The following is a 24789-nucleotide window of genomic DNA, read 5'->3' on the forward strand; positions in this document are numbered from 1 at the left end:
TCCCCACAGCAGCCCGTTACCTACAGTGACGGTCGGCGTGGAGAGGCTTTGGGCTGGAGCTGCCATGGGGCGAGAGATCGGGGCCCGTACGCTGGCCGCGAATCGGGCTGGCTCCTGCCTGCGGTTGATGGTTGACAGCGGGGCTTCATCTGATGCTTGACCCTGCGGCGGCCACCGTACTTACGACCATCCTCACCTCGGCTGGGCCGACATCGCTGACCATTGTCGTCATGCACGCCGCAACCGCCATCGCCGCCGACCGCCCCGGGGTCGCCGTGGCCGGTGACGCCTCCGGGGGCTGGACCCACATCCGCACCCCGCTGACCTCGATCACCGGCACCGCCGCGGTCTGCCGCGCGCACGCCGACCTGGTCCCCAACCTCCCCGCCCTGGCCCCGTTCCGGCCGGACATCCCCACGCTGCCGGAGCCGGCCGCTGACGCGGTGCCGTTGACCGGGCCCCGCCCAGTCACCGAGTAACACCCTCGCCTCACGGTCGGCGCGGCCGTTCCCCGCGCCAGGTCCCTACCCCACCCATCCCTGAAAGGAGGTGACCCCCGTGGCCCGCCCCAACCGCTTCGACCCGGTCCTTATTCAGGCGATGATCGCCGGCGCGCTGTCCTTCGCCCATCTGCACGACATCGCCGATGCCGCCGGCCAGCACGACTGGAAAGCCCGGGCCTACCCCATCTCCGTCGACCTGCTGCTGGTCGCCGCCTGGCGCCGCATGCGCGCCCTACGTGCCGCTGACCTCCCGGCCCGCGCCGCCTGGACCTGGTTCGTGATCGCCCTGGCCGCGTCCCTCGGGGCGAACATCGCCACCGCCGGACTCCTCGACATGAACGCCGTCCCGGCCTGGCTGCGCATCCTCGTCGCCGGATGGCCCGCCCTGGCCTTCCTCGGTGGCACCCTGCTCGCCCACACCCCCACACCCGCCCCGACCGCTGAGCCGACTCCGGTACCCGAACCGGCCCCGGTCGTTGCGGAAGCCGCTGCGCAGGTGACGGTCGAACGGGCCCCCGAGCACGCGCCCGAACTTCCCCCGTCCGCTGCGCCCGCTGCCGCGTCGTCGCCGTCCGTGCCGCCGGCGCTGCTGGCACACGCCCGGAAGGTCGCCGACACCCACCACGCCGCCACCGGTACGCCGATCGACGCCGCGACCCTGCGCACCCGCCTCGGCGTCCCGCCCGCACTGGCAGACGTGATCGCCGCCCAACTCACCTGAGAAGGAGGACACCTCAATGCGTCCGCGCATCCGCGCCGCCCTGGAACGCTCCGCCGAACTCACCCGCGCTAACCGCCTGGTCGACGGCATGCGCATGGGCGAGGCCGCGATCAACCAGGCCACCGACGACGAACACCCCGAGATCCAGCAGTGGCTCACCGACCACGCCGACGACTTCACCCGGCGGGAGGACTGACCATGCCGCGACCGAACCGCTTCTTCAACGTGATCCGCATCGGCCCCGTCAAGGTCGGCAGCTACCACGACGGCCGCGGACACACTCGCCACACCGCCGCCTGCACCGCGCCCGGCTGCGGCTTCTCCACCGACTACCGCGACCGCTCCGGCGCCGAACTCGCCGCCCGCACCCACCGCTGTCAGCCCTGAAAGGAGATGACCCATCGTGCGCCACCCCGACGCGCAACTGAGGGCCTACCACCGCCCCTCCGAGCTGATCCCGCCCGGCGTCCACCCCAGACAGGTCCGACGCCATCGGCCCGCGCTGGCGGCTGATGGTCTACCTCGCGGCCTACGGCCCCGCCCGACCTGAGGAGCAAGCGGAGCTCCGGCGGCCGGACGTGAGCCTGGACCCGCTCGGCGTGTGGGTCCGTCGTGCCGCTCCCGAGCTGACCACCGGCCGGCGGGCCGTGGGGGAGACCAAGTCCGAAGCGGGGAAGCGGTTCATCGTGCTGCCGGAGTTTATGCACAGGGATGTGGACCGCCACGTGAAGTGGTTCGCGGAGAAGGACCCGAACGGGCTGCTGTTCGTCGGCGAAAAGGGTGCCCCGTTCCGGCGGTCGTCCTTCGGTCGGAAATGGCGGAAAGCCCGGGCCAAAGTCGGCCTGCCGGAGAACTTCCGTTTCTACGATCTGCGCCATACCGGCCACACGCTGGCGACGCAGTCGGGCGCCACGCTCAAGGACGCCATGGTCCGTGCAGGCCAATCCTCCGAGCGTGCTGCGCTGATCTACCAGCACTCGACGCTGGAGCGGCAGAAGGAGATCGCCGCCGCGCTCGATGCTCGGGTGCGGGCCGACCGCAAATCAATCGACGGGCACGACGACGGCTCATCGGGCACGCAACGGGCACGGGGCGGATAAAGAGGTCTAGACAACAAAGAAGCCCCGGGCTGTTCGCCTGGGGCTTTCTGCTGGAGCGGGTGACGGGAATCGAACCCGCGCTCTGAGCTTGGGAAGCTCATGTTCTACCATTAAACTACACCCGCGTAAGACACCTGTTGAGGCATCTGACCTCGCACACTGTACCCCATGCCCGGCCCCGGAGGCATACCTCCGGGGCCTTTCGTGTTGCTCCCGGACAGCGTGCGCGGGGAGGCGTGAGGGGCGTACGGTGAGGGGGCTCGGGGTGCCCAAGTGGGCGGAGTGCCGCGTGAGGCGGGGGTGAGTTCATCCCCTAATGTGGCTTTCGTCGTTGAGGTACCGGGGAGAAGGGGAGCGATGGATCGCACCGTCGTTCGTTGTGCCGAGGGGCACGTATTCAGCACCGCTACGTTCCCGATGCAGAACCTGGGGGCCGGAAGGCTCGGCCCCGGGCGGTTGATCAGGTGTCCGCGGTGTGCGCGGTTGCGCAGCGCCGTCCCCGTGGCGGCTGACAGCGGGAAATAGCCGCGCGGGTCCGGACGCGCAGGTCGGACGTGACGCGGGGACCCCGGGCCGGGTCGGCTCGATTCGGCCCGGAGCCCCGCCCCCGCGTAACCTGCTTGCGTGCTTCTCTCTGACAAGGACATCCGGACCGAGATCGACAACGGACGGGTCGGCATCGACCCGTACGAGCCGTCGATGGTGCAGCCGTCGAGCATCGACGTCCGGCTGGACCGCTTCTTCCGGGTGTTCGAGAACCACCGGTATCCGCACATCGACCCGGCCGTGGAGCAGCCGGACCTGACGCGGCTGGTGGAGCCGGAGGGGGACGACGCGTTCATCCTCCACCCCGGGGAGTTCGTGCTGGCCTCGACGTACGAGGTGATCTCCCTACCGGACGACATCGCCTCGCGCCTGGAGGGCAAGTCGAGCCTCGGCCGGCTGGGGCTGCTGACGCACTCGACGGCGGGTTTCATCGACCCCGGTTTCTCGGGGCACGTGACGCTGGAGCTGTCGAACGTCGCCACGCTGCCGATCAAGCTCTGGCCGGGCATGAAGATCGGGCAGCTGTGCCTGTTCCGCCTGACCTCGGCGGCGGAGTTCCCGTACGGCTCGGACAAGTACGGCTCGCGGTACCAGGGGCAGCGGGGGCCGACGCCGTCGCGTTCCTACCTCAACTTCCACCGGACGCAGGTCTGAGCCCATGGGCGGGCCGGCGCGGGAGAACCTGACGTACGAGGCCTTCGGGCAGGCGGTGCGGGATCTGGCGCAGACCATCGCCGACGACGGCTTCCAGCCGGACATCGTGCTGTCGATCGCCCGCGGCGGGGTCTTCGTGGCGGGCGGCCTCGCGTACGCGCTGGACTGCAAGAACATCCACCTGGTGAACGTGGAGTTCTACACCGGGGTCGGGACGACGCTGGAGATGCCGGTGATGCTGGCCCCGGTGCCGAACGTGATCGACTTCTCCGACAAGAAGGTACTGGTCGCGGACGACGTCGCCGACACGGGCAAGACGCTCAAGCTCGTCCGGGACTTCTGCGCCGACCACGTCGCGGAGGTGCGCAGCGCGGTGATCTACGAGAAGTCGCACTCGCTCGTGAAGTGCGACTACGTCTGGAAGCGCACCGATGACTGGATCAACTTCCCGTGGAGCGTGGAAGGTCCCCTCGTTCGCCGCGAGGGTCAGGTCAGGGACGCGTGACAGTGGGATCTCGGCTCTCGGTGGTGAACGAGCGGTCCCGTGCGTCCGGCATTGCCGGTTCTGAGCCCCGGCGGCCTACCGCCGTAAGGAGACGGTCGTGGCGACCGTATGGTCCCCGGCGGGTGGGGCTGTCCCGATGTCCGCCTGGGGAGGGAAACGCGGGTGTCCGACCTTCAGGTCGGTCTTCTGGTTCGGCGTGTCATTGCTGGCGGCCGGCGGTGTTGTCGCCGGTGTCCGCTGGTGGTGGGACCGGCGACGCGATGGGGCGCCACTCCCGGAGTGGCGCCCCATACATGGATTGGTGTGCCCGAGGGTGGCGGTCTCAGATCACCGGCAGCTTGAAGAGCACCAGCAGTGCGATCAGCTGGATCGACGCGGCACCCAGGGCCTTGGGCCACGGCAGGTCGTGGGACTTGGAGACCATCGAGGTCAGCAGCGCGGCGCAGCCGATCCAGGTGGCCCAGCCGAGGAACTGGACGAAGCTGTTGGCGCTGCCCAGGAAGACGGCGAAAGCCAGTCGCGGGGCGTCGGTCAGCGAGGTGATGAGCATCGCCAGGCCGACGGTGGGCGCAAAGGCGCCGGCGCCGCCGAGCTGGCGGGCGAGGGCGTTGGTGACGGCGCCGAGCATCAGGCCGCTGAGGATGACGGCGATGGCCGTGCACGCCACCCAGGGGACGCTGTTGGAGAGGGTGGCGTCGAGCACGTCCTCGCGGGCGCTGTCGAAGCCGAAGACGGCGAGCAGCCCGTAGAGGAAGGTGACGATGAGGGCGGGGCCCCACACCTGGTAGTCGCGCATCTGCCAGAAGGTGGCGGACGGGCGCATGACGACCCCGCTCAGCAGCTGCTTCCAGCCGAGCCGTGGGCCGGCCGGGGGCGCCGTGGTGTGGCCCGCGCGGTAGGTGGACACCTGGTCCGGCTGCGGGGACTGCTGCGCGTATGGGTCGTAGGCGTCGGGCGCGTCGCCGATGGAGAAGGCGCGGGTGTGCCCGGGGTTGTTGTCGTACGAGGGTGCCGACGCCGCCGAGCCGAAGTACTCGGGCTCACCCTCGGCGGCCGGCGCGAAGCCGTGGTGGGGCTGCTGCCCGCCCGGCGAGGTGTTCTGCTGCGGGTAGCCGCCGTACTGCTGATGCGGGTGCTGCACGTCCCCGTCCCGTCCGCGTCCGTTCCTGAATCCAGCCACGTCTCGAACGTACCCGGTCCCGGGGGCGGAGGACGGTGGCCTCCGCCCCCGGAGGGGCATTGCTGCCAAGCTGTGACAGATTCCACAGCCGCGCGGGCCGGGTCAGTTGCCGAAGCCGCGCCGAACTGGGGCCGCGGTCCGCACAGGGGGCGCCGCGTCCGCTCACCCGGCGTTCAGCCGGATGACGGACGCGGTGGGCACGCCGGCCGCGAGGTCCGCGCGGCCGTCGCCGGTGAGGTCGGCCGCGGCCAGGGACAGACCGAAGCGGTCGCCGGCCACGTCGCTGCCGGGTACGCCCGCCGTGCTCTGGTCGAGGTCCACCGGTGGCCGCGTGGCGGCCGGGCCCTGGCCCCGGGCACGCCGGCCGGACGGTCGCGCCGTTGGGCACGCGGGCCCGTGAAGCCCTACCGTTCGGGGCGGAACGGATCCGAAGGGACGGGAAGTGCCGATGGTTGTCATGGCCGTACGGAATGCCGCGCGCGGGACCGCGCGCACCTCAGCGCGGGCCGCGGTCAGCGCGGCGGTCGCGGGGTTGCTGACCCTGGCGGTGACGGGGTGCGGGCTGCTGACGACCGACTCCGGTTCCCCCGATGCGCCGGCCGCGGGGAGCTCCCCCGCCGCGTCCTCCGCCGTGGGCGACGTGCCGGTGAAGCCGGACCCCGCGGTGCTGGCCGCGCTGCCCGCCCGTCTGGAGGCGGACGGGACGACGATCACGGTGGGCGACCCGGCGGCGCCGAAGACCGTCCACATCTACGAGGACCCGCGCTGCCCGGTCTGCAAGGCGTTCGAGACGGCCGCCGGGCCGCAGCTGGCGGCGCTGGCGAGGGCCGGCGACATCAGGCTGCAGTACACCCTGGCCTCGTTCCTGGACGACAACCTCGAGGGCAGCGGTTCGAAGAAGGCCGCGGGCGCCCTGCGCGCGTCCGTCGAGGCGGGCACCGGGGCCTTCGCGACCTACCACGAGCTGCTCTACGCGAACCAGCCGCGGGAGCAGGTGGACGGGTTCACCGACGCGTACCTGCTGGAACTCGCGGGCAAGGTGAAGGGGCTGCGCGGGGCGGCATTCGACGACGCGGTGCGGAAGCAGTCCTACGCGGACTTCGTGACCGCGTCCGAGGACGCCTTCGTCAAGAGCGGCGCCACGGGCACCCCGTACGTGAAGATCGACGGCACGGCGGTGTCCCAGGCCGACCTGCAGAAGCTCTTCGACCCGACCTCCTTCGCCGCACTGCTGCGCCAGTCCGGCATCGGCGGCTGAGGGCGCCGGGGAGCCACCGCGAACGCCGGTGGGCGCGTACGGGATCCGTACGCGCCCACCGGCGTTCTCGCGTCCGTCCGCGGACCGGGCTACTTCGCGGGCTCCGGCTGCGGCTCGCCGGCCGTCTCCGGCTCGCCGTCGGGGTCGAGCGGGGTCTTGACCGAGTCCAGCAGCAGCTGGGACACGTCGACCACCTGCAGCGTCTCCTTGGCCTTGCCCTCGTTCTTCTTGCCGTTGACGGAGTCGGAGAGCATCACCAGGCAGAACGGGCAGGCGGTGGAGACGATGTCCGGGTTGAGGGACAGCGCCTCGTCGACGCGCTCGTTGTTGATGCGCTTGCCGATCCGCTCCTCCATCCACATGCGGGCGCCGCCGGCGCCGCAGCAGAAGCCGCGCTCCTTGTGGCGGTGCATCTCCTCGTTCCGCAGGCCCGGCACCTTGGCGATGATCTCGCGCGGCGGCGTGTAGACCTTGTTGTGGCGGCCCAGGTAGCACGGGTCGTGGTAGGTGATGATGCCCTCGACCGGGGTGACGGGGACGAGCTTGCCCTCGTCGACCAGGTGCTGCAGCAGCTGGGTGTGGTGGATGACCTCGTACTCGCCGCCGAGCTGCGGGTACTCGTTGGCCAGGGTGTTGAAGCAGTGCGGGCAGGTGGCGACGATCTTCTTCTGCGCCTTCGGCTTCTTCGTCGACTCGTCCTCGTCGTCCTCGCCGAAGGCCATGTTCAGCATGGCGACGTTCTCGGCGCCCAGCTGCTGGAAGAGGAACTCGTTGCCCAGGCGCCGGGCGGAGTCACCGGTGCAGTTCTCCTCGCCGCCCATGATCGCGAACTTGACGCCCGCGATGTGGAGCAGCTCGGCGAAGGCCTTGGTGGTCTTCTTGGCGCGGTCCTCCAGGGAGCCGGCGCAGCCGACCCAGAACAGGTACTCCACCTCGGTGAGGTCCTCGATGTCCTCGCCCACGACGGGGACCTCGAACTCGACCTCCTTGACCCAGGCCAGCCGCTGCTTCTTGGGCAGGCCCCAGGGGTTGCCCTTCTTCTCCAGGTTCTTGAGCATCGTGCCCGCCTCGGACGGGAACGAGGACTCGATCATGACCTGGTAGCGGCGCATGTCGACGATGTGGTCGATGTGCTCGATGTCCACCGGGCACTGCTCGACGCAGGCGCCGCAGGTGGTGCAGGACCACAGGACGTCCGGGTCGATGACGCCGTTCTCCTCGGCGGTGCCGATCAGCGGGCGCTCGGCCTCGGCGAGGGCCGTGGCCGGGACCCCGGCGAGCTGCTCCTGGGAGGCCTTCTCCTCGCCCTCCATGGTCTTGCCGCCGCCGGCGAGCAGGTAGGGCGCCTTGGCGTGCGCGTGGTCGCGCAGCGACATGATCAGCAGCTTCGGGGAGAGCGGCTTGCCGGTGTTCCATGCGGGGCACTGCGACTGGCAGCGGCCGCACTCGGTGCAGGTGGAGAAGTCGAGGATGCCCTTCCAGGAGAACTGCTCCACCTGGCTGACGCCGAAGACGTCGTCCTCGCCCGGGTCCTCGAAGTCGATCGGCTTGCCGCCGGAGGACATCGGCTGCAGGGCGCCGAGCGCGACGGCGCCGTCGGCGTTCCGCTTGAACCAGATGTTCGGGAAGGCCAGGAAGCGGTGCCAGGCGATGCCCATGTCGGTCCTGAGCCCGACCGTGATCATCCAGACGAACGAGGTCCCGATCTTGATCATCGCGGTCAGGTAGACCAGGTTCTGCAGCGTGCCGACGTTCAGCCCCTTGAAGGCGGCGACCAGCGGGTACGAGGCGAAGTAGGCGGCCTCGTAGCCGTGCACCTCCGCCAGGGCGCCCTCCAGGCCGCGCAGCGTCATGATCGCGAGGCCGATGATGAGGATCACGGACTCGACGAAGTAGGCCTGGCCGGTGTTGGAGCCCGCGAAGCGGGACTTGCGGCCCGCCCGGCCCGGGCGGGACAGCTGGCGGATCGCGATCAGCGTGAGGATGCCGAGGGTGGTCATCAGGCCGATGAACTCGACGAAGACCTCGTACGGCAGCCAGTGGCCGATGACGGGCAGCGCCCAGTCGGCCTCGAAGAGCTGGCCGAAGGCGTTCACCAGGGTGAGCACGAGGGAGAAGAAGCCGATGGCGACGAACCAGTGGGCGACGCCGATCACGCCCCAGCGGTTCATCCGGGTGTGGCCGAGGAACTCCCGGACCACCGTGGCGGTGCGGGCTCGCCAGTCGTCCGTGCGGGTGCCCGCGGGGACGTCCTGGCCGAGTCGCACGAACCGGTAGATCTGGGCGATGGCGCGGCTGAACAGCGCGACGCCGACCACGGCGAGTACCAGCGACACGATGATCGCGGCGAGTTGCATTTCGGGGCTCCTCGGACCTGCGAGAGCGGAGGCTCGGGGCTGATGCCCGGCTGAATACTAAGCAGTAACTTAATTGGTTCTCCTGAGACTACCCAGTATCGGCGTACGTGCGCAGCCGCGCCGCCGGTGATCTGTGTCGCTGAGGGGTGCCTTCCTCGGGCACGCGCGGGTCGTTCCGGGCTCCCCCGGGGCCGTGCCGGGCCCCTGGGGTGGTCCGGCGGTCCCGCGGTCGCACGCCGTGGCCGCCCGTGCGTGCAGGGGTGACGCATAAGTTGAGTCGCGGCGACTCAGGTCTGTTGACAGGGCGCGAGGTCTGCGGCACCCTTGAGCCAGTTCCACTCAAGTAGGCAGCTGGAGGATTCCACCATGGCACGTGCGGTCGGCATCGACCTGGGCACGACTAACTCCGTCGTCAGCGTTCTCGAAGGCGGCGAGCCCACCGTCATCACCAACGCCGAGGGTGCCAGGACCACGCCGTCCGTCGTCGCCTTCGCCAAGAACGGTGAGGTGCTCGTCGGCGAGGTCGCCAAGCGCCAGGCCGTCACCAACGTCGACAGGACCGTCCGGTCGGTCAAGCGCCACATGGGCACCGACTGGAAGATCAACCTGGACGGCAAGGACTTCAACCCGCAGCAGATGAGCGCCTTCATCCTGCAGAAGCTGAAGCGTGACGCCGAGGCGTACCTGGGTGAGAAGGTCACCGACGCGGTGATCACCGTCCCGGCGTACTTCAACGACTCCGAGCGCCAGGCCACCAAGGAGGCCGGCGAGATCGCGGGTCTCAACGTCCTGCGCATCGTCAACGAGCCGACGGCCGCCGCCCTGGCGTACGGCCTGGACAAGGACGACCAGACCATCCTCGTCTTCGACCTCGGTGGCGGCACCTTCGACGTCTCGCTGCTGGAGATCGGCGACGGCGTCGTCGAGGTGAAGGCCACCAACGGCGACAACCACCTCGGTGGTGACGACTGGGACCAGCGCATCGTCGACTACCTGGTGAAGCAGTTCGCCTCGGGTCACGGCGTGGACCTGTCCAAGGACAAGATGGCGCTGCAGCGTCTGCGCGAGGCCGCCGAGAAGGCGAAGATCGAGCTGTCCTCGTCCACCGAGACCTCGATCAACCTGCCCTACATCACGGCCTCCGCCGAGGGCCCGCTGCACCTGGACGAGAAGCTCACCCGCGCCCAGTTCCAGCAGCTGTCCCAGGACCTGCTGGAGCGCTGCAAGATCCCGTTCCACAACGTGATCAAGGACGCTGGCATCCAGCTCTCCGAGATCGACCACGTCGTCCTCGTCGGCGGCTCGACCCGTATGCCCGCCGTCGCCGAGCTCGTCAAGGAGCTGACCGGCGGTCAGGACGCCAACAAGGGTGTCAACCCCGACGAGGTCGTCGCCATCGGCGCCGCGCTCCAGGCCGGTGTCCTCAAGGGCGAGGTCAAGGACGTCCTGCTCCTCGACGTGACCCCGCTGTCCCTCGGCATCGAGACCAAGGGCGGCATCATGACCAAGCTGATCGAGCGCAACACCACGATCCCGACCAAGCGCTCGGAGATCTTCACCACGGCCGAGGACAACCAGCCGTCGGTGCAGATCCAGGTCTACCAGGGCGAACGCGAGATCGCGGCGTACAACAAGAAGCTCGGCATGTTCGAGCTGACCGGCCTTCCGCCGGCCCCGCGCGGCATCCCGCAGATCGAGGTCGCCTTCGACATCGACGCCAACGGCATCATGCACGTCTCCGCCAAGGACCTCGGTACCGGCAAGGAGCAGCGCATGACGGTCACCGGTGGCTCGGCGCTGCCGAAGGACGACATCGACCGCATGATGCGCGAGGCCGAGCAGTACGCGGAGGAGGACCACAAGCGCCGCGAGTCCGCCGAGACCCGCAACCAGGCCGAGCAGCTGGTCTACCAGACCGAGAAGTTCCTCAAGGACAACGAGGACAAGGTCCCCGGTGACGTCAAGACCGAGGTCGAGGCGGCCGTCGCGGACCTGAAGGAGAAGCTGAAGGGCGAGGACTCCGCCGCCATCCGCGAGGCCACCGAGAAGGTCGCCGCCACCTCGCAGAAGCTGGGCCAGGCGCTGTACGCCAATGCCCAGGCCGAGGGCGGCGCGACCGGTGCCGCCGGTGCCGCGGGCGGGGCCCAGGCCGACGACGACGTCGTCGACGCCGAGATCGTCGACGAGGACAAGAAGGACGGTGCCGCGTGACGGAGGAGACCCCGGGCTTCGAGGAGGAGCCTGTCGTCCCCTCTGCCGAGGCCGGTTCCACCTCGCCGGGGGACTCCCCCGGCGAGGCGGGGCCCGGCGCCGGGTCCGCCGACCAGGCAGGCCCGGCGGCCCCCGCCGGGGACACCACCGCCAATGTCGCTCTGCAGGCGCCGCTGGACCAGGTGCGCACGGCGCTCGGTGAGCGCACCGCGGACCTCCAGCGGCTCCAGGCGGAGTACCAGAACTACCGCCGCCGGGTGGAGCGGGACCGGATCGCGGTCCGCGAGATCGCGATCGCGAACCTGCTCACCGAGCTGCTCCCGGTGCTCGACGACATCGGCCGCGCCCGGGACCACAAGGAGCTGGTCGGCGGGTTCAAGTCGGTCGGCGAGTCCCTGGAGACGGTCGTCGCCAAGATGGGGCTGCAGCAGTTCGGCAAGGAGGGCGAGCCCTTCGACCCGCTGGTGCACGAGGCCCTGATGCACAGTTACTCGCCGGACGTCACACAGACGACCTGCGTGCAGATCCTGCAGCCCGGGTATCGCATCGGTGAACGCACCATCCGCCCCGCGCGGGTGGCCGTGGCCGAGCCCCAGCCGGGCTCGCAGGGCACGCAGAAGAACGACGACACGGCGGACGAGGAGAACGGTGGCCCCGACCAGGGCTGACGTGGGTAGCGCACGGAAGGAGGGACGCCGGGGATGAGCATCAGCAGGGATTTGTTCGAGAAGGATCTCTACAAGGTCCTCGGCGTTCCGAAGGACGCCACCGAGGCGGAGATCAAGAAGGCGTACCGGAAGCTCGCCCGCGAGTTCCACCCGGACGCCAACAAGGGCGACGCCAAGGCCGAGGAGCGCTTCAAGGAGATCTCCGAGGCCAACGACGTCCTGTCGGACCCCAAGCGCCGCAAGGAGTACGACGAGGGCCGCGCCCTCTTCGGCAACGGCGGCTTCCGCACCGGCCCGGCCGGCGCGGGCGGGTTCGGCTTCGACCTCGGTGACCTCTTCGGCGGTGGCCCCGGCGGCACCGCCCAGGGCGGCGGCTTCGGCGGCGGCCTCGGGGACGTGTTCGGCGGGCTGTTCAACCGCGGCGCCGGTACGACCCGTACCCAGCCGCGGCGCGGCCAGGACATCGAGACCGAGGTGACGCTGAAGTTCACCGAGGCGGTGGACGGCGCCACCGTGCCGCTGAAGATGACCAGCCAGGCCCCCTGCAAGGCCTGTTCCGGCACCGGTGACAAGAACGGCACGCCCCGGGTGTGCCCGACCTGCGTCGGCACCGGCCAGATCTCGCGCGGCGGCAGCGGCAGTTTCTCGCTCACCGACCCGTGCACGGACTGCAAGGGCCGCGGCCTGATCGCGCAGGACCCCTGCGAGGTCTGCAACGGCAGCGGCCGGGCCCGTTCGGCGCGCACCATGCAGGTGCGCATCCCGGCGGGCGTCACCGACGGGCAGCGCATCCGGCTGCGCGGCAAGGGCGCGCCGGGCGAACGCGGCGGCCCGGGCGGCGACCTGTACGTCACCGTGCACGTCGACCCGCACCCGGTGTTCGGCCGCAAGGCCGACAACCTCACGATCACCGTGCCCGTCACCTTCGTGGAGGCGGCGCTGGGTGGGGAGATCAAGGTCCCGACGCTCGGTGGCCCCGCCGTGACCCTGAAGCTGCCCCCCGGCACGCCCAACGGGCGCACGCTGCGGGCCCGCGGCAAGGGCGCGGTCCGCAAGGACGGCACCCGCGGGGATCTGCTGGTCACGATCGAGGTCGCCGTCCCGGCGGCCACCGAGGGCAAGGCGCTGGACGCCCTGGAGGCGTACCGGGAGGCGACCGCGGACACCGACCCGCGGGCAGAGCTGTTCAAGGCCGCGAAGGGAGTCTGAGCCGATGAACACGAGCGGCGGCATGCGTGGCGGACGGGGCCGCAACCCGTACGAGCTGACCGAGGAGTCCCCCGTCTACGTCATCTCGGTGGCGGCCCAGCTCTCCGGGCTGCACCCGCAGACCCTGCGCCAGTACGACCGTCTCGGCCTGGTCTCGCCCGACCGCACGGCCGGGCGCGGCCGCCGTTACTCGGCTCGTGACATCGAACTCCTGCGCGAGGTTCAGCGCCTCTCCCAGGACGAGGGCATCAACCTGGCCGGCATCAAGCGCATCATCGAACTGGAGAACCAGGTGGCGGCCCTGCAGTCGCGGGTCGCCGAGCTCTCCGCGGCGCTGGAGGGCGCGGCGGCGGCCATGCAGCAGCGGGAGGCCGCCGTCCACGCCTCGTACCGGCGTGACCTGGTGCCCTACCAGGACGTCCAGCAGACCTCCGCGCTGGTGGTGTGGCGGCCGAAGCGGCCGGAGTGAGCCGGGACTAGGCCCGGACTAGGCCCTCATCAGGTCCTCGGGACCCCGCGAGACGCGGTGCAGGAAGCGCCCCGAGGCGACCATCGCCTCCAGCAGTCGGTGACCCTCCGGCGCGGGGACGAGCCCTTCGGCGCAGGCCCCCCGCACGAGGTCGAAGGTCTCCTTGGTGGTGATGCCGCGCCGGCGCGCGAAGTCGCGGGCCGAGCGGTCGTCGGTGATCCAGACCGAACCCCCGAACTCGCGGCGCCGGGTGATCAGCACACAGGTCTCGGCCTCGCCGAGGTGCTTGGTCGGCAGATGGGACGAGCCGCCGAAGACCGCCCGGCGCAGCCGGTCGACCTCCCGTAGTTCGGCGCCGTCGGTGATCTCCACGGGCTCGCCGAGCCACCCGGCCTCCGCCAGCCCGGCCATCCGCGGCAGGAAGCGCGCGGAGCGGGCGGCCTCCCAGGCCACGGCCTGGGTCCAGCGGCCGCGGCCGTCCAGCACCTTCTCCAGCAGGAGCAGCCGGTCGACGGCCGCGAAGTTGCACAGGACCGTGTTGTCGGGGAACCACCATGTGGTCATGGCTGGAAGACCGGATCCCCTTCTTCCGCGTCCAGTTGTTCGACGTGCTCGATGTGTTCGGCGTGTTCGGCGCCGTTGCCCGGGGTCGGGGCGGGCGCGAGGAGGCGGTGCAGCCGCTCCACGTCCGTGTCCAGCAGTGCGGCCAGCGGGCGCAGGGTCGTCTCCCCCGCGAGGTAGGCCCTGTACAACTCCGAGGCGACACGGGGCGGGAAGCGCTCCGCCGAGGCCCGCGAGGCCTGCTTCTGGTAGTCGTCGCCGGCGCCCGCGAGCAGGTGGCAGGCCTCCGTGGTGAGGGCGCGCAGCTGTTTGCGGCGTGCGGCGTCGACCAGGCCCAGTTGGTGGAGTCGCGCGGCGAGAGCGCTCGGTGACACGCGGAAGCGGACGACCAGCCGCTCGAAGGCGGTGTCCGCCGGTTCGGCCTCCGCGGCGGCGGCTTCGGTCAACTCCCGTGCGGGCATGAGCAGATGTGAGGCGAAGACATTGGCCCGCACCTCGGCCAGGTCCTTCTGCCGGCCGGGGGCGACATGGGACTCGACCACGACACCGCGGGCGTCCCTGGCGAGGATGTGGCAGAGCTCGTGGGCCAGGGTGAAGCGCTGCCGCGTCCACAGATCGGTGGGCGCGAGCAGGAGGAGGCGGAAGGAGTCGGCCTGCCACGCGAGTCCGTCCACACCCTGGGGGAGCCCGGTGATGGCGACGTCCACCCCGAAGAGGTCCTCCATCGCCGCGATCAGCTCGTCCGTGGCCAGCTCCGCGGCCGGCAACCGCTCCAGCACCTCGGCCGCCAGCCGTTCTCCCTGTGCCGCGTACCGCTCCGCCGCCGCGTCCACCTCCGGCACGGCGGGCAACTCCCTCGCGCGGCCCAGCAGCTCCAGCACCTCGTAGGCGCCGGCGAACCGCGCCGCGACCTCCTGCGCCCCCGCGGGGTCAGCGGCGGTGGCACCCCGCGTACGGGCGGCGAGCGCGGGGCGCAGCGGCTCGTTGCCTGTCAGCAGCCAGTCCACGGTCGTGCCGCCCGCCTCCGCGATCAGCGCCAGGTCGAGCGAGGTGAAGCGGCGCACGCCGCTCAGGGACTTCGACAGCTTGTCGGGCGTGAGCCCGACCGTCCGGGCGAACGCGGCCTTGGTCATCGCGGCCGCGTCCATCACGGTGCGTACACGTTCGATGACATGTGGGTCCATGGGAAAAGGGTAGGCGGACCTTGCGATAATCGCAAGGCCCGCCCGGTGTCGCCGAGATGCTACGGCAGCAGGATGGCGTGGGCGCCGCCCGGCTGCGACTCCGTGCCGTCCGCGTAGAGCGCGGTCACCCGGTAGAAGTGGGTGGTACCGCGGGTGGCGGTGGCGTCGGTCCAGGAGGTGCCGGTCACGGCCTCCGCGGTGAGCGCCTGGTACTCGCCCGCCTCCCGGTTCCAGCGCTCGACGCGGTAACCGACGGCCGCCGTCACGGGCTCCCACGACAGATCGACCCCGGTGTCCGTGCCCTTGGCCTGCACGGCGACGGGTGAGTCATCGGGGGTGGCGACGGACGGAGTGAGGTCGAGTTCGGTGAAGGTCACCACATCGGCCTCATGGGTCGACTCGAAGCGGGAGTTGCCCCAGGTGTCCACGACGTCGACGAAGTAGCAGGCCGTTTCGCCGTCGGGCAGCCGGGCGCCGAGGTACTCGGTGGTGTCCGGTCCCAGCCAGGCAGACTCGAGCCCGTAGCAGACCGGTTCCTCCTCGGTTTCGACCAGTTCGCCGCGGTAGACGGTGTACCGGGCCAGGTCCGGCTCGGTGTTGCGGTCCCAGTCCAGCCGCACCCCGTACTCGGTCGCCTCGGCGGTCAGTCCGGTGACCGCGGCCGGGGGTTCCTCGTCGCCGGGCACCGTGAAGGTCACCTCGTTGGAGGGGAGCGAAGCGACGCCGTCGGCGGTCTGCGTGACGGCGTAGTGGTAGGTCACGCCGCGCTGCAGGACCCACCCGTTGTCGGTGCAGCTGTACCGGACCGGGTCCGCGCCGAGGTCGCCCTCGTCATCGACCCTGCAGCCGACGGGGGTCGCGGTGGCCGGGTCCACCGGCGAGGTGGTCGAGCGGTACACCGTGTACGTCCCGACGGCCTGCGCGCTGGGGAGGCTCCACGTCAGCTTGACACCGAGGAGGTTCTCGAGGGGGGTCGCCGCCACGTCACCGGGTGCGTCCGGCCGGATCACCAGCGGGGCCGCGCCCGCGGACGCGGACTTCGCGGAGGTGTTGCCGGCGGCGTCCACCGCGGCGACGGCGTACGAGTACGTCGTCTTGGCGGCGGCCGTCGTGTCGGTGTACGACGCGGCCGACGGGGTGCCGATCTGCGTCCACGGGTCCGCCGCCGACGTCGACCGGTAGACCCGGTACTGCTTGGCGTCCGATACCGCGTTCCAGGTCAGGGCGTAGCCCTTGCCGTCGGCGGTGACCGCGGCCTTCAGGCCGGTCGGCGCGGCCGGGGCCTGTTCGTCGATCGAGGTGACCGTCACCGCGGACGACATCGCGGAGGCGTTGCCGGCCTTGTCGACGGAGGTGACCGCGTACGAGTACTTCGCCCCCGTGGCGGCCGGCACGTCACGGTAGGACGACGTGGTCACGAGCGCGCTGCCGCCGATCCGGGCCCAGGCGCCGGTGCCCGTGCGCCGGTAGACGCGGTACCCGGCGAGGTCCATCTCCGCGCCCTTGGTCCACGAGAGGACGAACGCGTGCCCGCTGGCCGGGGCCTTCAGCCCGGTCGGCGTCAGCGGCTTGGTCTTGTCCACCGACGCCGACGTGCGCGGCGCGTACGTGAACTTGACGTTGGCGCTGCCCTTGAAGGCGGCGAAGTCGACGCGGAGGGCGTGCCTGCCCTTGGGGACCGTGAGGTTGAGCGTCTTGGTCCGGGTGGTGGAGACGTCCTTCCACAGGTCGATCTTCCGGCTGCCGTCGAGGTAGACGCGGATGCCGTCGCGGGCGGCGGCGGTGAACGTGAAGGGGCCGCCGGAGCCGAAGTCCCGTGTGAGGTTCCAGCGGACGCCGAAGTTGTCCTTCGGCAGGGTGACGCCGGCGGGGTCGCCGGTGCCGTAGTTCTCGTTGATCGAGGTGTCGCAGGTGGTCTTCTTCGGAGTGCCCTTGAAGGTGGTGTTGCCGTAGTACGACGCGACCCACACCCCGGTGGAGCAGGTGGTGGCCGCGTGTGCGGCGCCGGCGGGCAGGGCGAGGCCCGCGGCGGTCGTGGCGAACGCGAGCGCGATGGCGCGGGCGCGTGTGGACGTGGTCAAAGATCCCTCCCTGGGGAGGAGCCTGGCAGGTGTCGAACGGTTGTGCCAAGTCCTTGCGGGGGCCCGTGATCATGCTGTGCCGTTCCCGGGCGGCGGCCCCGCCGAAGGGGTGGTCCGCGGGGCGGGGCGGGGTGCGAAGCGCGCGGTGGGGAAGACGGTTCGTATGCCGCACAGAGGCGTCGGAGCCGGGATCGTGGTGGGGCTGGCCCTGGGGATGGTGGCCGGCTCGGTGCCGCTCGGGACCGACTGGGGCGCCGAGGGGCTGGACGTAGGACTGGCGACCGTGGCGATGTGGGCCGGGCTGCGGCTGGCCGCGCGGCGCGAGGGGCCGTGGTGGATCGCCGGGCTGATGGCGCTGGTCCTGGTGAGCGTGGGCGTGGCGGCGTACGGGGACGTGGGCGTGCCGCGGTACGCGGGGCTGGTGCCGGTCCCGGTGGTGGCGGCGCTGCTCGTGGTGGGCGGCGCCGGGTCGGTGTGGGCCCGGCGCCGGGAGATGGGCGTGGCGGGTGCGGCGGCCGGGGCGGGCGCCCTGGTGGCGGCCGTGTGGCTGCCGGTGTGGGTGGCGGCCGTGATGTGGGCGGCGGCTCAGGCCGGTTCGACGTCGCGGACCTCGCTCCCGACGAGGTAGTCCTCGGGCTGCAGCGGCATCCGCTCGCGTTCGGGGCTGTTCCAGTAGCGGGCGTTGGCCGCGGCGAAGCCGTCCTCGCCGTCGTAGGCGATCAGCCAGACGAACTGGCTGCGCTCGCGGTCCACCCAGGCCAGGCCGATCTCGAAGCCGTGGGCACGGCGCAGCGGCACGATCTCCGTGTGCCACAGGCCGAGCCAGGCGTCGAGCATCTCCGGCTTGATGGTGTACGTGCGCAGCTGTGTGGTCCTGGGCAATCCGGGGCTCCTCGGTTCAGGTGGCGGCGTGCACGCGGACCTGCTGGGGGCGGACGACGCGGTCCGCCATGCGATAGCCGTGGCGTACGACCTCGGCGACCTCGCCGGCGAGTTCCGGACTCGGCGCGGGGACGGTGCCCACGGCCTCCTGCAGGGCGGGGTCGAAGCGCCCCGCGGCGACCGGGATGCGGGTCATGCCGTACTTCTCCAGGACGGTCAGCAGCTCGGCGCCGACGGAGTGGGCGAAGCCGTCGTCGGCGCCGGGGTGGCGGTCGACGCGGTCCAGGAGGAGGACGAGGTCGTACAGGAGCGGCTGCATCAGCCGGCCCTCGGCGGCCTTGCGGGTGTGGTCGAGCTCGGCACGCAGTTCGTCCAGACCGCGCCGCCCCTCGCGGTCGTTGAGCAGTCGGCGGCGGAACTGGTCGCCGAGGGCGGCCATTTCGTCGCGCAGTCCGTCGACGGCGTCGGCCACCACGGCGAACGGGTCGGGCGCCGGCTCCGGCGCGCACTGCGGAGCGGGGACGGCGCCTTCCGGGGGCACCGGCGGCGCGGGGGGCTGCGGCGGCACGGGCGGTACCCGCGGTGGCTGCGGCGGCTGAGGCGGCGGGCTGCTCATGCGCGGCTCCAGGAGTGCTGCGGCTGGTTGAGGAGGTGCCGGGGGAGGGATACGCGGGTGTGCCACCAGCGCGGTCTGAAGCCGATCCACGCGATGAGCGCGAGGGCGGCGATCACCACGAACACGACGTAGGACTTGACCGGAGTGAGCAGCAGCACCACGGCCGGGACCACGACCCAGAGCATGCGTGCGTGCCACCGCCAGGTCTTGCCCAGGGACTCGGCGGCGAGCCCCTGGTAGAACTCAAGCCGCCCCACCAGGTCCGGATCCGCCGGGCGCACGGCCAGGCCCTGGTCGACGCAGTGCAGGACGCGCCGGGCGGCCTCCTCGGAGGCGACGACCAGCCGCCGGCTGACCGGGTGCGTGATCATCGCGCTCTCGGCGCGCAGCGACCAGATGCGGCTGATCTGGTCGCGCAGCCCGGTGTGGCCCGGGCTGTGCGCCAGGGCCTTCTCGTACCAGCTCAGCGCCTCGTCGAAGCGGGAGGAGGCGTACAGGCCGTCGCCGACGGCTAGTTCGGTCGCCAGGTCGCCCGGGGACAGTTCGTCGGCCTTGATGTACCAGGTCAGCGCCGTGTGGTGGTCGCCGAGCGCGGTGTGGACATTGCCGATCTGGATGTGGTTCGCGGCGTCGTCCGGGTTCAGCTGCAGGGCCCTGCGGTGCTCCTGGAGGGCGTCCTGGTAGGCGCCGAGGTCCTGGTGGACGGCGCCCAGCAGCCGCCAGGCGTAGGCGTTGCGGTCGTCATGGTGCACGGCCTGGCGGAGCTCGTACTCGGCGGCCCGGAGGTCGCCCTCCTCGATGTTCCGCTCGGCGATGCCCACCCAGTCGCGCACGGTGCCGCCGGGGGCGGGCCGGCCGGTCCTCGGCTCCCGGTCCTCCGGTTTCTTCTTCCGGGACCGGGCCAGCCGCTGGTCGTACAGGGCGCGGGCGGAGGGGTCGGTGAGCGCCTTGCGGGCCTCCAGCACCCGCCGCACCTTGTCCTCCGCCTCGCGCCGCTTGTCGGCGGTGGGGGCCTTGCTCGCCTTCCCCGCCCAGCTGCGGTGCTCGCGGTCGAGCTTCCTGCCGATCTCCTCGGCGCTGTCGCCGGTGCCGATCCCGAACTCGGCGTAGTAGTCGGGCACATCGGTGGTGGTCATGGGGCGTCGGCTCCCGCTCCGGTCAGAGGGCCGCGGTGCGTGACACGCGGTCGCTCAGTTCCTCCAGTTCCCCGGTGCCCAGGTTGTCCGGGCGTTCGACCTCGAACTCGCCGAGCCACTCGCCCGAGGTCAGGTCCTTGACCTCGACGTGGATGATGCCGTCCACGTCGTAGGCGTAGTACACCTCGAAGGGCGCGCCCTTGGGGTAGGGCGGGATCTTCAGGGTGCTCTCGCCGACGAGCTTGACGTAGTCCAGGTCCTCGCCCTCGCCCTCGGTGACCTGCACCCGCAACGCGGTCTGGCGCTCCCGGATCGTGTAGAAGGTGTCGCTCTCCTTCGCGGGGACCGTGGTGTTGTGCGGGATGATCACCGCGTTGTACTCCGGCGAGCGGGGTGAGTCGTCGCGGACGGCGACCATGCCCAGGGACTGCGAGGTGACGTCCTTGATGGACTTCACCCTGCCCTTGGTGAGCCGGGCCAAGCCGTCGCCCGGGGCGGACTCCACGTGGGCGCCGCTGCCGATGTACTTCTTGCGCTCCGCGGCCTGTTCGGCGCGCACCTCGGCGTCCAGAGCGATCAGCGCGGCCCCCAGGGCCACCACCTCGTCCTGGCTGACACCGCGTTCCGCGGTCTTCCCGGACAGCCGCTCCACCAGGGCGGGGACCTGCGGCATCCGCGTGGAACCGCCGACGAGCAGCACCTTGTCGATGTCGTCCCAGGTGAGCCCGGACTCCTCCAGGACGCCCTCGGTGAGGATGCGGGTGCGGTCCAGCAGTTCGGCGGTGAGCTCGTCGAACTTCTCGCGGGTGATGCGGATCTGCTCGTGCCGCCCGCCCGCCGAGAGCATGACGACCGCCTGCGGCGCGTTGGACAGGGTGCGCTTGGCGATCTCCGCCTTGTCGCGCAGTTCGGCGAGGGTGGCGGTGTCGTCGGTGAGGTCGGGGCCGCCGGCCGCCATGAAGGCGCCGTTGAGGTGTTCCATCAGCGCCCCGTCCCAGTCGAAGCCGCCGAGGTTGCGGTCGCCGTCGGTGGCGATGACGTCGTACTCTCCGTCCTCGACCTTCATCACGCTGACGTCGAAGGTGCCGCCGCCGAGGTCGTAGACGAGGACGGTGCCCACCCGCTGGTCCTCGTCCTGGTCGAGGCCGTACGCGAGGGCCGCCGCGGTCGGCTCGTTGACGATCCGCAGCACCTCCAGGCCGGCGATTTGGCCGGCGTCCTGGGTGGCCTTGCGGCGCGCGTCGTCGAAGTAGGCGGGGACGGTGATCACGGCGCGCTCGACGGGCTCGCCGAGCATCATCTCGGCGTCCTCCTTGAGCCGCTTGAGGATCAGCGCGGAGATCTCCTCGGGGCGGAAGAGGGTGCCGGACTCCGAGGTGTAGACGGGGGTGGGCTCGCCCATGTAGCGCTTGACGAACTGCACCACGTGGTCCGGGGCGGTGGCCGCGGAGCGCTTGGCCTGCGAGCCGACGACGACGACGTCGCCCTGGAACATCACCACGGACGGGGTGATGTTCTCCCCCTCGCGGTTGCGGACGATGGACGCGGTGCCGGTCCGGTCCGCCACCGCGACCGCGGAGTACGTCGTGCCCAGATCGATTCCCACAACCCGTGCCACAGCCGGGCACCTCCCCGTAGCCGTACTCGTCCGAATCTGCCGGAGCGTCAATCATGCAGCACGCAGGGGTGTTTCGGGGGTGGGATGGGCAGGGCCGCGGGGCCCGGGCCCGGACCGGGTGCCGGCCGGAGCGGCCGGTCAGGCGCGGCCCATGGCGCGGGTGAGCGTGATCTCGACGACCACCCGGTCCGGGTTGGGGGCGGGGGTGCGGCCGTAGCGTTCGGCGTAGCGCCGCACCGCGTCGGCGACGGCGTCCGGGTCGGTGTTGATCCGGGCCACCCCCTCCAGCGTCGCCCACCGCCCCTTGTCGACCTGGCACACCGCGACCCGGGCGCCCTCCGGCCCGGCCGCCAGCACGTGGGCGACCTTGCGGCTCGCCTTGTTGGTGATCACCCGGGCCAGCCCGGCCTCCGGGTCGTACGTCACGCCGACCGGCACGACGTGCGGCGTGCCGTCGGGGCGGTGGGTGGTGAGGGTGCTCATGAGGTACTCCCGCCAGAAGGCGAGGTAGCCGGGTCCGGGGCTGCGGGGGTCGATGGCCATGGAACCGACCGTACCCGGGTGAGTGGCGGGTGCGGCGGGGCCGTACCCGTGGGCAGGGCGCCGCACGCCGGGCCTCCGCCTTGGAAACCAACCTTGAGTGGAATAGACTCAACTTGTCTTACGCTGGAAAAAGCAGCTTCGATGGTGGGTCGAGAAGGAGGAGTACGCGAACGTGGACGCCGAGCTGACCAACAAGAGCCGGGAGGCCCTGAACGCCGCCAACACCAAGGCGGTCTCGACCGGGCATGCGGATCTGACCCCCGCGCACCTGCTGCTGGCGCTGCTGGAGCAGCCGGAGAACGACAGCGTGCTGGACGTCCTCGCGGCCACCGGCGCGGACGCTGCCGCCGTGCGGTCCGGGGCCGAGCGCCTGCTGGGCGGACTGCCCAGCGTGCAGGGCAGCACGGTGGCGCCGCCGCAGGCGAACCGGGAACTGCTCGCCGTGATCGCCGACGCGGCGGGGCGGGCGAAGGAACTCGGGGACGCGTACGTGTCCACCGAGCACCTGCTCATCGGCATCGCCCTCAAGGGCGGACCGGCCGGTGAGCTACTGAAGGAGTACGGTGCGACCGGCAGCAGGCTGCAGGACGCCTTCGAGCAGATCAGGGGAGGTCAGCGCGTGACGACACCCGACCCCGAGGGCACGTACAAGGCGCTGGAGAAGTACGGCACGGACTTCACCGCGGCGGCCCGGGAGGGCAAGCTCGACCCGGTGATCGGCCGGGACAACGAGATCCGGCGCGTGGTGCAGGTCCTGTCCCGGCGGACCAAGAACAACCCGGTGCTCATCGGCGAGCCCGGCGTCGGCAAGACCGCCGTCGTCGAGGGCCTGGCCCAGCGCATCGTCAAGGGCGACGTACCCGAGAGCCTGCGCAACAAGCGCCTGGTCGCCCTGGACCTGGGCGCGATGGTCGCCGGAGCCAAGTACCGGGGCGAGTTCGAGGAGCGGCTGAAGGCCGTGCTGGCGGAGATCAAGGCCAGCGACGGCCGGATCATCACCTTCATCGACGAGCTGCACACCGTGGTCGGTGCGGGCGCCGGCGGCGACTCCGCCATGGACGCGGGCAACATGCTCAAGCCGATGCTGGCCCGCGGCGAGCTGCGCATGGTCGGCGCGACCACTCTCGACGAGTACCGCGAGCGGATCGAGAAGGACCCGGCCCTGGAGCGCCGATTCCAGCAGGTGCTGGTGGCCGAGCCGAGCGTCGAGGACACCATCGCGATCCTGCGCGGCCTGAAGGGACGCTACGAGGCGCACCACAAGGTGCAGATCGCCGACGCCGCGCTGGTCGCGGCCGCGACCCTGTCCGACCGCTACATCACCGCCCGCTTCCTGCCCGACAAGGCCATCGACCTGGTCGACGAGTCGGCCTCCCGGCTGCGCATGGAGATCGACTCCTCGCCCGTCGAGATCGACGAGCTGCAGCGCTCCGTCGACCGTCTGCGCATGGAGGAGATGGCGCTCGAGAAGGAGACCGACGAGGCCTCCAAGCAGCGCCTGGAGAAGCTGCGCAAGGACCTCGCCGACAGGGACGAGGAGCTGCGCGGCCTCACCGCCCGCTGGCAGAAGGAGAAGGAGGGCCTGAACCGGGTCGGCGAGCTCAAGGAGCGCCTGGACGACCTGACCACCCGGATCGAGCGCGCCCAGCGCGACGGCGACTTCGAGGCCGCGTCCAAGTTGCTGTACGGCGAGAAGCCGAAGCTGGAGGCGGAGCTCGCCGAGGCCACCGAGGCCGAGGAGGTCGCCAAGCGGGGCACCATGGTCAAGGAGGAGGTCGGCCCGGACGACGTCGCCGACGTGGTCGCCGCCTGGACCGGCATCCCCGCCGGCCGCCTGATGGAGGGCGAGACCCAGAAGCTGCTGCGCATGGAGGAGGAGATCGGCAAGCGCCTGATCGGCCAGGGCGAGGCCGTGCGCTCGGTGTCCGACGCGGTGCGCCGCTCGCGCTCCGGCATCGCCGACCCCGACCGTCCCACCGGTTCCTTCCTCTTCCTCGGCCCGACCGGTGTCGGCAAGACCGAGCTGGCCAAGGCGCTCGCGGACTTCCTCTTCGACGACGAGCGGGCCATGGTCCGCATCGACATGAGCGAGTACGGCGAGAAGCACTCCGTGGCCCGCCTGGTCGGTGCCCCTCCCGGCTACGTCGGCTACGAGGAGGGCGGTCAGCTGACCGAGGCGGTGCGCCGCCGCCCGTACTCCGTGGTGCTGCTGGACGAGGTGGAGAAGGCCCACCCCGAGGTCTTCGACGTCCTGCTCCAGGTGCTCGACGACGGCCGGCTCACCGACGGCCAGGGCCGTACGGTCGACTTCCGCAACGCCATCCTCATCCTCACCTCCAACCTCGGCAGTCAGTACCTGGTCGACCCGGTGCTCAGCGAGGCGGAGAAGAAGGAGAGCGTGCTGGAGACGGTGCGGGCGTCCTTCAAGCCCGAGTTCCTCAACCGGCTCGACGACATCGTGGTCTTCAGCGCCCTGAACAAGGACGAGCTGCGCCGGATCGCCCGGCTGCAGACCGACCGGCTGGCGGTCCGGCTGCGCGACCGGCGGATCGCCCTCGACGTCACCGACGAGGCCCTGGACTGGCTCGCCGAGGAGGGCAACGACCCCGCCTACGGTGCCCGTCCGCTGCGCCGCCTGGTGCAGACCGCCATCGGCGACCAGCTGGCCCGGGAGATCCTGGCCGGCGAGGTCAGGGACGGCGACACGGTGCGGGTCGACAGGGTCGGTGACCAGCTGCTGGTCGGCGCCACCACCGGCAAGACCCTCTGAGTCCCGTCGGGAACGCG

General features: G+C 71.1%; 24 protein-coding genes, 1 tRNA gene and 2 pseudogenes. 15 read left to right on the top strand and 12 right to left on the bottom strand.

Annotated elements, in window-relative coordinates; genetic code table 11:
• The first annotated feature begins 230 nt into the window (after window positions 1-230).
• The 6 genes and pseudogenes from AC3EUJ_RS02140 to AC3EUJ_RS02165 all read left to right on the top strand — a co-directional run.
• Window positions 231-479: a hypothetical protein gene (locus AC3EUJ_RS02140; RefSeq protein WP_431959115.1), complete on the top strand. Its 249-nt coding sequence runs from the start codon at window positions 231-233 to the stop codon at window positions 477-479.
• A gap of 121 nt (window positions 480-600) precedes the next feature.
• The gene (locus tag AC3EUJ_RS02145; RefSeq protein ID WP_431959231.1) at window positions 601-1224 is read left to right on the top strand and encodes a DUF2637 domain-containing protein; all 624 of its coding nucleotides are present in this window, start codon (window positions 601-603) and stop codon (window positions 1222-1224) included.
• A gap of 16 nt (window positions 1225-1240) precedes the next feature.
• Window positions 1241-1420: a hypothetical protein gene (locus AC3EUJ_RS02150; protein ID WP_431959116.1), complete on the top strand. Its 180-nt coding sequence runs from the start codon at window positions 1241-1243 to the stop codon at window positions 1418-1420.
• A gap of 2 nt (window positions 1421-1422) precedes the next feature.
• Window positions 1423-1611, top strand: a complete 189-nt coding sequence (locus AC3EUJ_RS02155; protein WP_431959117.1) for a mobile element transfer protein — start codon at window positions 1423-1425, stop codon at window positions 1609-1611.
• A 16-nt stretch (window positions 1612-1627) separates the two neighbouring features.
• A pseudogene (locus AC3EUJ_RS02160) lies at window positions 1628-1678 on the top strand (hypothetical protein); the annotation flags it as partial.
• A gap of 4 nt (window positions 1679-1682) precedes the next feature.
• A pseudogene (locus tag AC3EUJ_RS02165) lies at window positions 1683-2324 on the top strand (tyrosine-type recombinase/integrase); the annotation flags it as partial.
• 51 nt (window positions 2325-2375) lie between these two features.
• On the opposite strand, the gene AC3EUJ_RS02170 reads toward AC3EUJ_RS02165, so the two are convergent.
• Window positions 2376-2449: transfer RNA gene (locus AC3EUJ_RS02170), tRNA-Gly, on the bottom strand.
• A 499-nt stretch (window positions 2450-2948) separates the two neighbouring features.
• Here AC3EUJ_RS02170 and dcd point away from each other — a divergent pair.
• Complete coding sequence (gene dcd, locus AC3EUJ_RS02175) at window positions 2949-3524, top strand: dCTP deaminase (RefSeq protein ID WP_431959118.1); 576 nt, start codon at window positions 2949-2951, stop codon at window positions 3522-3524.
• 4 nt (window positions 3525-3528) lie between these two features.
• Window positions 3529-4029, top strand: a complete 501-nt coding sequence (locus tag AC3EUJ_RS02180) for a phosphoribosyltransferase (protein WP_431959119.1) — start codon at window positions 3529-3531, stop codon at window positions 4027-4029.
• 322 nt (window positions 4030-4351) lie between these two features.
• Here the strand turns inward: AC3EUJ_RS02180 and AC3EUJ_RS02185 are convergent, their stop codons facing one another.
• On the bottom strand, window positions 4352-5209 hold the full coding sequence (locus tag AC3EUJ_RS02185; protein WP_431959120.1) for a Yip1 family protein: 858 nt from the start codon (window positions 5207-5209) through the stop codon (window positions 4352-4354).
• Window positions 5210-5371: 162 nt separating this feature from the next.
• Window positions 5372-5530, bottom strand: coding sequence for an FG-GAP repeat protein (locus AC3EUJ_RS02190; protein WP_431959121.1), 159 nt, complete (start codon window positions 5528-5530; stop codon window positions 5372-5374).
• A gap of 136 nt (window positions 5531-5666) precedes the next feature.
• Here AC3EUJ_RS02190 and AC3EUJ_RS02195 point away from each other — a divergent pair, with 136 nt between their 5' ends.
• The gene (locus AC3EUJ_RS02195) at window positions 5667-6467 is read left to right on the top strand and encodes a thioredoxin domain-containing protein (protein ID WP_431959122.1); all 801 of its coding nucleotides are present in this window, start codon (window positions 5667-5669) and stop codon (window positions 6465-6467) included.
• Window positions 6468-6556: 89 nt separating this feature from the next.
• On the opposite strand, the gene AC3EUJ_RS02200 is transcribed toward AC3EUJ_RS02195, so the two are convergent.
• Window positions 6557-8824: a (Fe-S)-binding protein gene (locus AC3EUJ_RS02200; protein WP_431959123.1), complete on the bottom strand. Its 2268-nt coding sequence runs from the start codon at window positions 8822-8824 to the stop codon at window positions 6557-6559.
• A gap of 366 nt (window positions 8825-9190) precedes the next feature.
• On the opposite strand from AC3EUJ_RS02200, the gene dnaK reads away from it, so the two are divergent.
• The 4 genes from dnaK to AC3EUJ_RS02220 are packed head-to-tail and all read left to right on the top strand — an operon-like array spanning window position 9191 to window position 13381.
• Complete coding sequence (gene dnaK / locus AC3EUJ_RS02205) at window positions 9191-11035, top strand: molecular chaperone DnaK (RefSeq protein WP_431959124.1); 1845 nt, start codon at window positions 9191-9193, stop codon at window positions 11033-11035.
• A complete protein-coding gene (gene grpE, locus AC3EUJ_RS02210) occupies window positions 11032-11703 on the top strand; it encodes a nucleotide exchange factor GrpE (RefSeq protein ID WP_431959125.1) in 672 nt (223 codons plus the stop codon). The genes dnaK and grpE (AC3EUJ_RS02210) overlap by 4 nt, the downstream gene beginning before the upstream one ends.
• Before the next feature lie 33 nt (window positions 11704-11736).
• Window positions 11737-12912 (top strand): molecular chaperone DnaJ, encoded by a 1176-nt coding sequence (dnaJ, locus tag AC3EUJ_RS02215; protein ID WP_431959126.1) that lies wholly within the window; start codon window positions 11737-11739, stop codon window positions 12910-12912.
• Window positions 12913-12916: 4 nt separating this feature from the next.
• Window positions 12917-13381 carry a heat shock protein transcriptional repressor HspR gene (locus tag AC3EUJ_RS02220; RefSeq protein ID WP_431959127.1) on the top strand — a complete coding sequence of 155 codons (465 nt, stop codon included), beginning with the start codon at window positions 12917-12919 and terminating at the stop codon, window positions 13379-13381.
• 18 nt (window positions 13382-13399) lie between these two features.
• Here AC3EUJ_RS02220 and AC3EUJ_RS02225 read toward each other — a convergent pair whose 3' ends face one another.
• From AC3EUJ_RS02225 to AC3EUJ_RS02235, 3 genes are read right to left on the bottom strand one after another with little or no spacing between them, the layout of a single operon-like run.
• The gene (locus AC3EUJ_RS02225) at window positions 13400-13945 is read right to left on the bottom strand and encodes a PIN domain-containing protein (protein ID WP_431959128.1); all 546 of its coding nucleotides are present in this window, start codon (window positions 13943-13945) and stop codon (window positions 13400-13402) included.
• Window positions 13942-15126 (bottom strand): ImmA/IrrE family metallo-endopeptidase, encoded by a 1185-nt coding sequence (locus AC3EUJ_RS02230; protein ID WP_431959129.1) that lies wholly within the window; start codon window positions 15124-15126, stop codon window positions 13942-13944. The genes AC3EUJ_RS02225 and AC3EUJ_RS02230 overlap by 4 nt, the downstream gene beginning before the upstream one ends.
• Before the next feature lie 59 nt (window positions 15127-15185).
• On the bottom strand, window positions 15186-17207 hold the full coding sequence (locus AC3EUJ_RS02235) for a PA14 domain-containing protein (protein WP_431959130.1): 2022 nt from the start codon (window positions 17205-17207) through the stop codon (window positions 15186-15188).
• 163 nt (window positions 17208-17370) lie between these two features.
• Here AC3EUJ_RS02235 and AC3EUJ_RS02240 point away from each other — a divergent pair, with 163 nt between their 5' ends.
• Window positions 17371-17835, top strand: coding sequence for a hypothetical protein (locus AC3EUJ_RS02240; protein ID WP_431959131.1), 465 nt, complete (start codon window positions 17371-17373; stop codon window positions 17833-17835).
• Here the strand turns inward: AC3EUJ_RS02240 and AC3EUJ_RS02245 are convergent.
• From AC3EUJ_RS02245 to AC3EUJ_RS02265, 5 genes are all read right to left on the bottom strand, one after another.
• Window positions 17793-18089, bottom strand: a complete 297-nt coding sequence (locus AC3EUJ_RS02245) for an NIPSNAP family protein (protein WP_431959132.1) — start codon at window positions 18087-18089, stop codon at window positions 17793-17795. The genes AC3EUJ_RS02240 and AC3EUJ_RS02245 overlap by 43 nt on opposite strands.
• Window positions 18090-18105: 16 nt before the next feature.
• Window positions 18106-18705, bottom strand: a complete 600-nt coding sequence (grpE, locus tag AC3EUJ_RS02250) for a nucleotide exchange factor GrpE (protein WP_431959134.1) — start codon at window positions 18703-18705, stop codon at window positions 18106-18108.
• Window positions 18702-19841 (bottom strand): tetratricopeptide repeat protein, encoded by a 1140-nt coding sequence (locus AC3EUJ_RS02255; RefSeq protein WP_431959136.1) that lies wholly within the window; start codon window positions 19839-19841, stop codon window positions 18702-18704. Before AC3EUJ_RS02255 ends, grpE (AC3EUJ_RS02250) begins: the two co-directional genes overlap by 4 nt.
• Window positions 19842-19863: 22 nt before the next feature.
• Entirely contained in the window at window positions 19864-21459 is a 1596-nt protein-coding gene (locus tag AC3EUJ_RS02260) for an Hsp70 family protein (RefSeq protein WP_431959137.1), read from the bottom strand.
• 138 nt (window positions 21460-21597) lie between these two features.
• Window positions 21598-22002 carry a pyridoxamine 5'-phosphate oxidase family protein gene (locus AC3EUJ_RS02265; RefSeq protein WP_431959138.1) on the bottom strand — a complete coding sequence of 135 codons (405 nt, stop codon included), beginning with the start codon at window positions 22000-22002 and terminating at the stop codon, window positions 21598-21600.
• A gap of 172 nt (window positions 22003-22174) precedes the next feature.
• Here AC3EUJ_RS02265 and clpB point away from each other — a divergent pair, with 172 nt between their 5' ends.
• Window positions 22175-24772, top strand: a complete 2598-nt coding sequence (gene clpB, locus AC3EUJ_RS02270) for an ATP-dependent chaperone ClpB (protein ID WP_431959139.1) — start codon at window positions 22175-22177, stop codon at window positions 24770-24772.
• Window positions 24773-24789: the final 17 nt, after the last annotated feature.

This window comes from Actinacidiphila sp. bgisy160, from assembly GCF_057707815.1.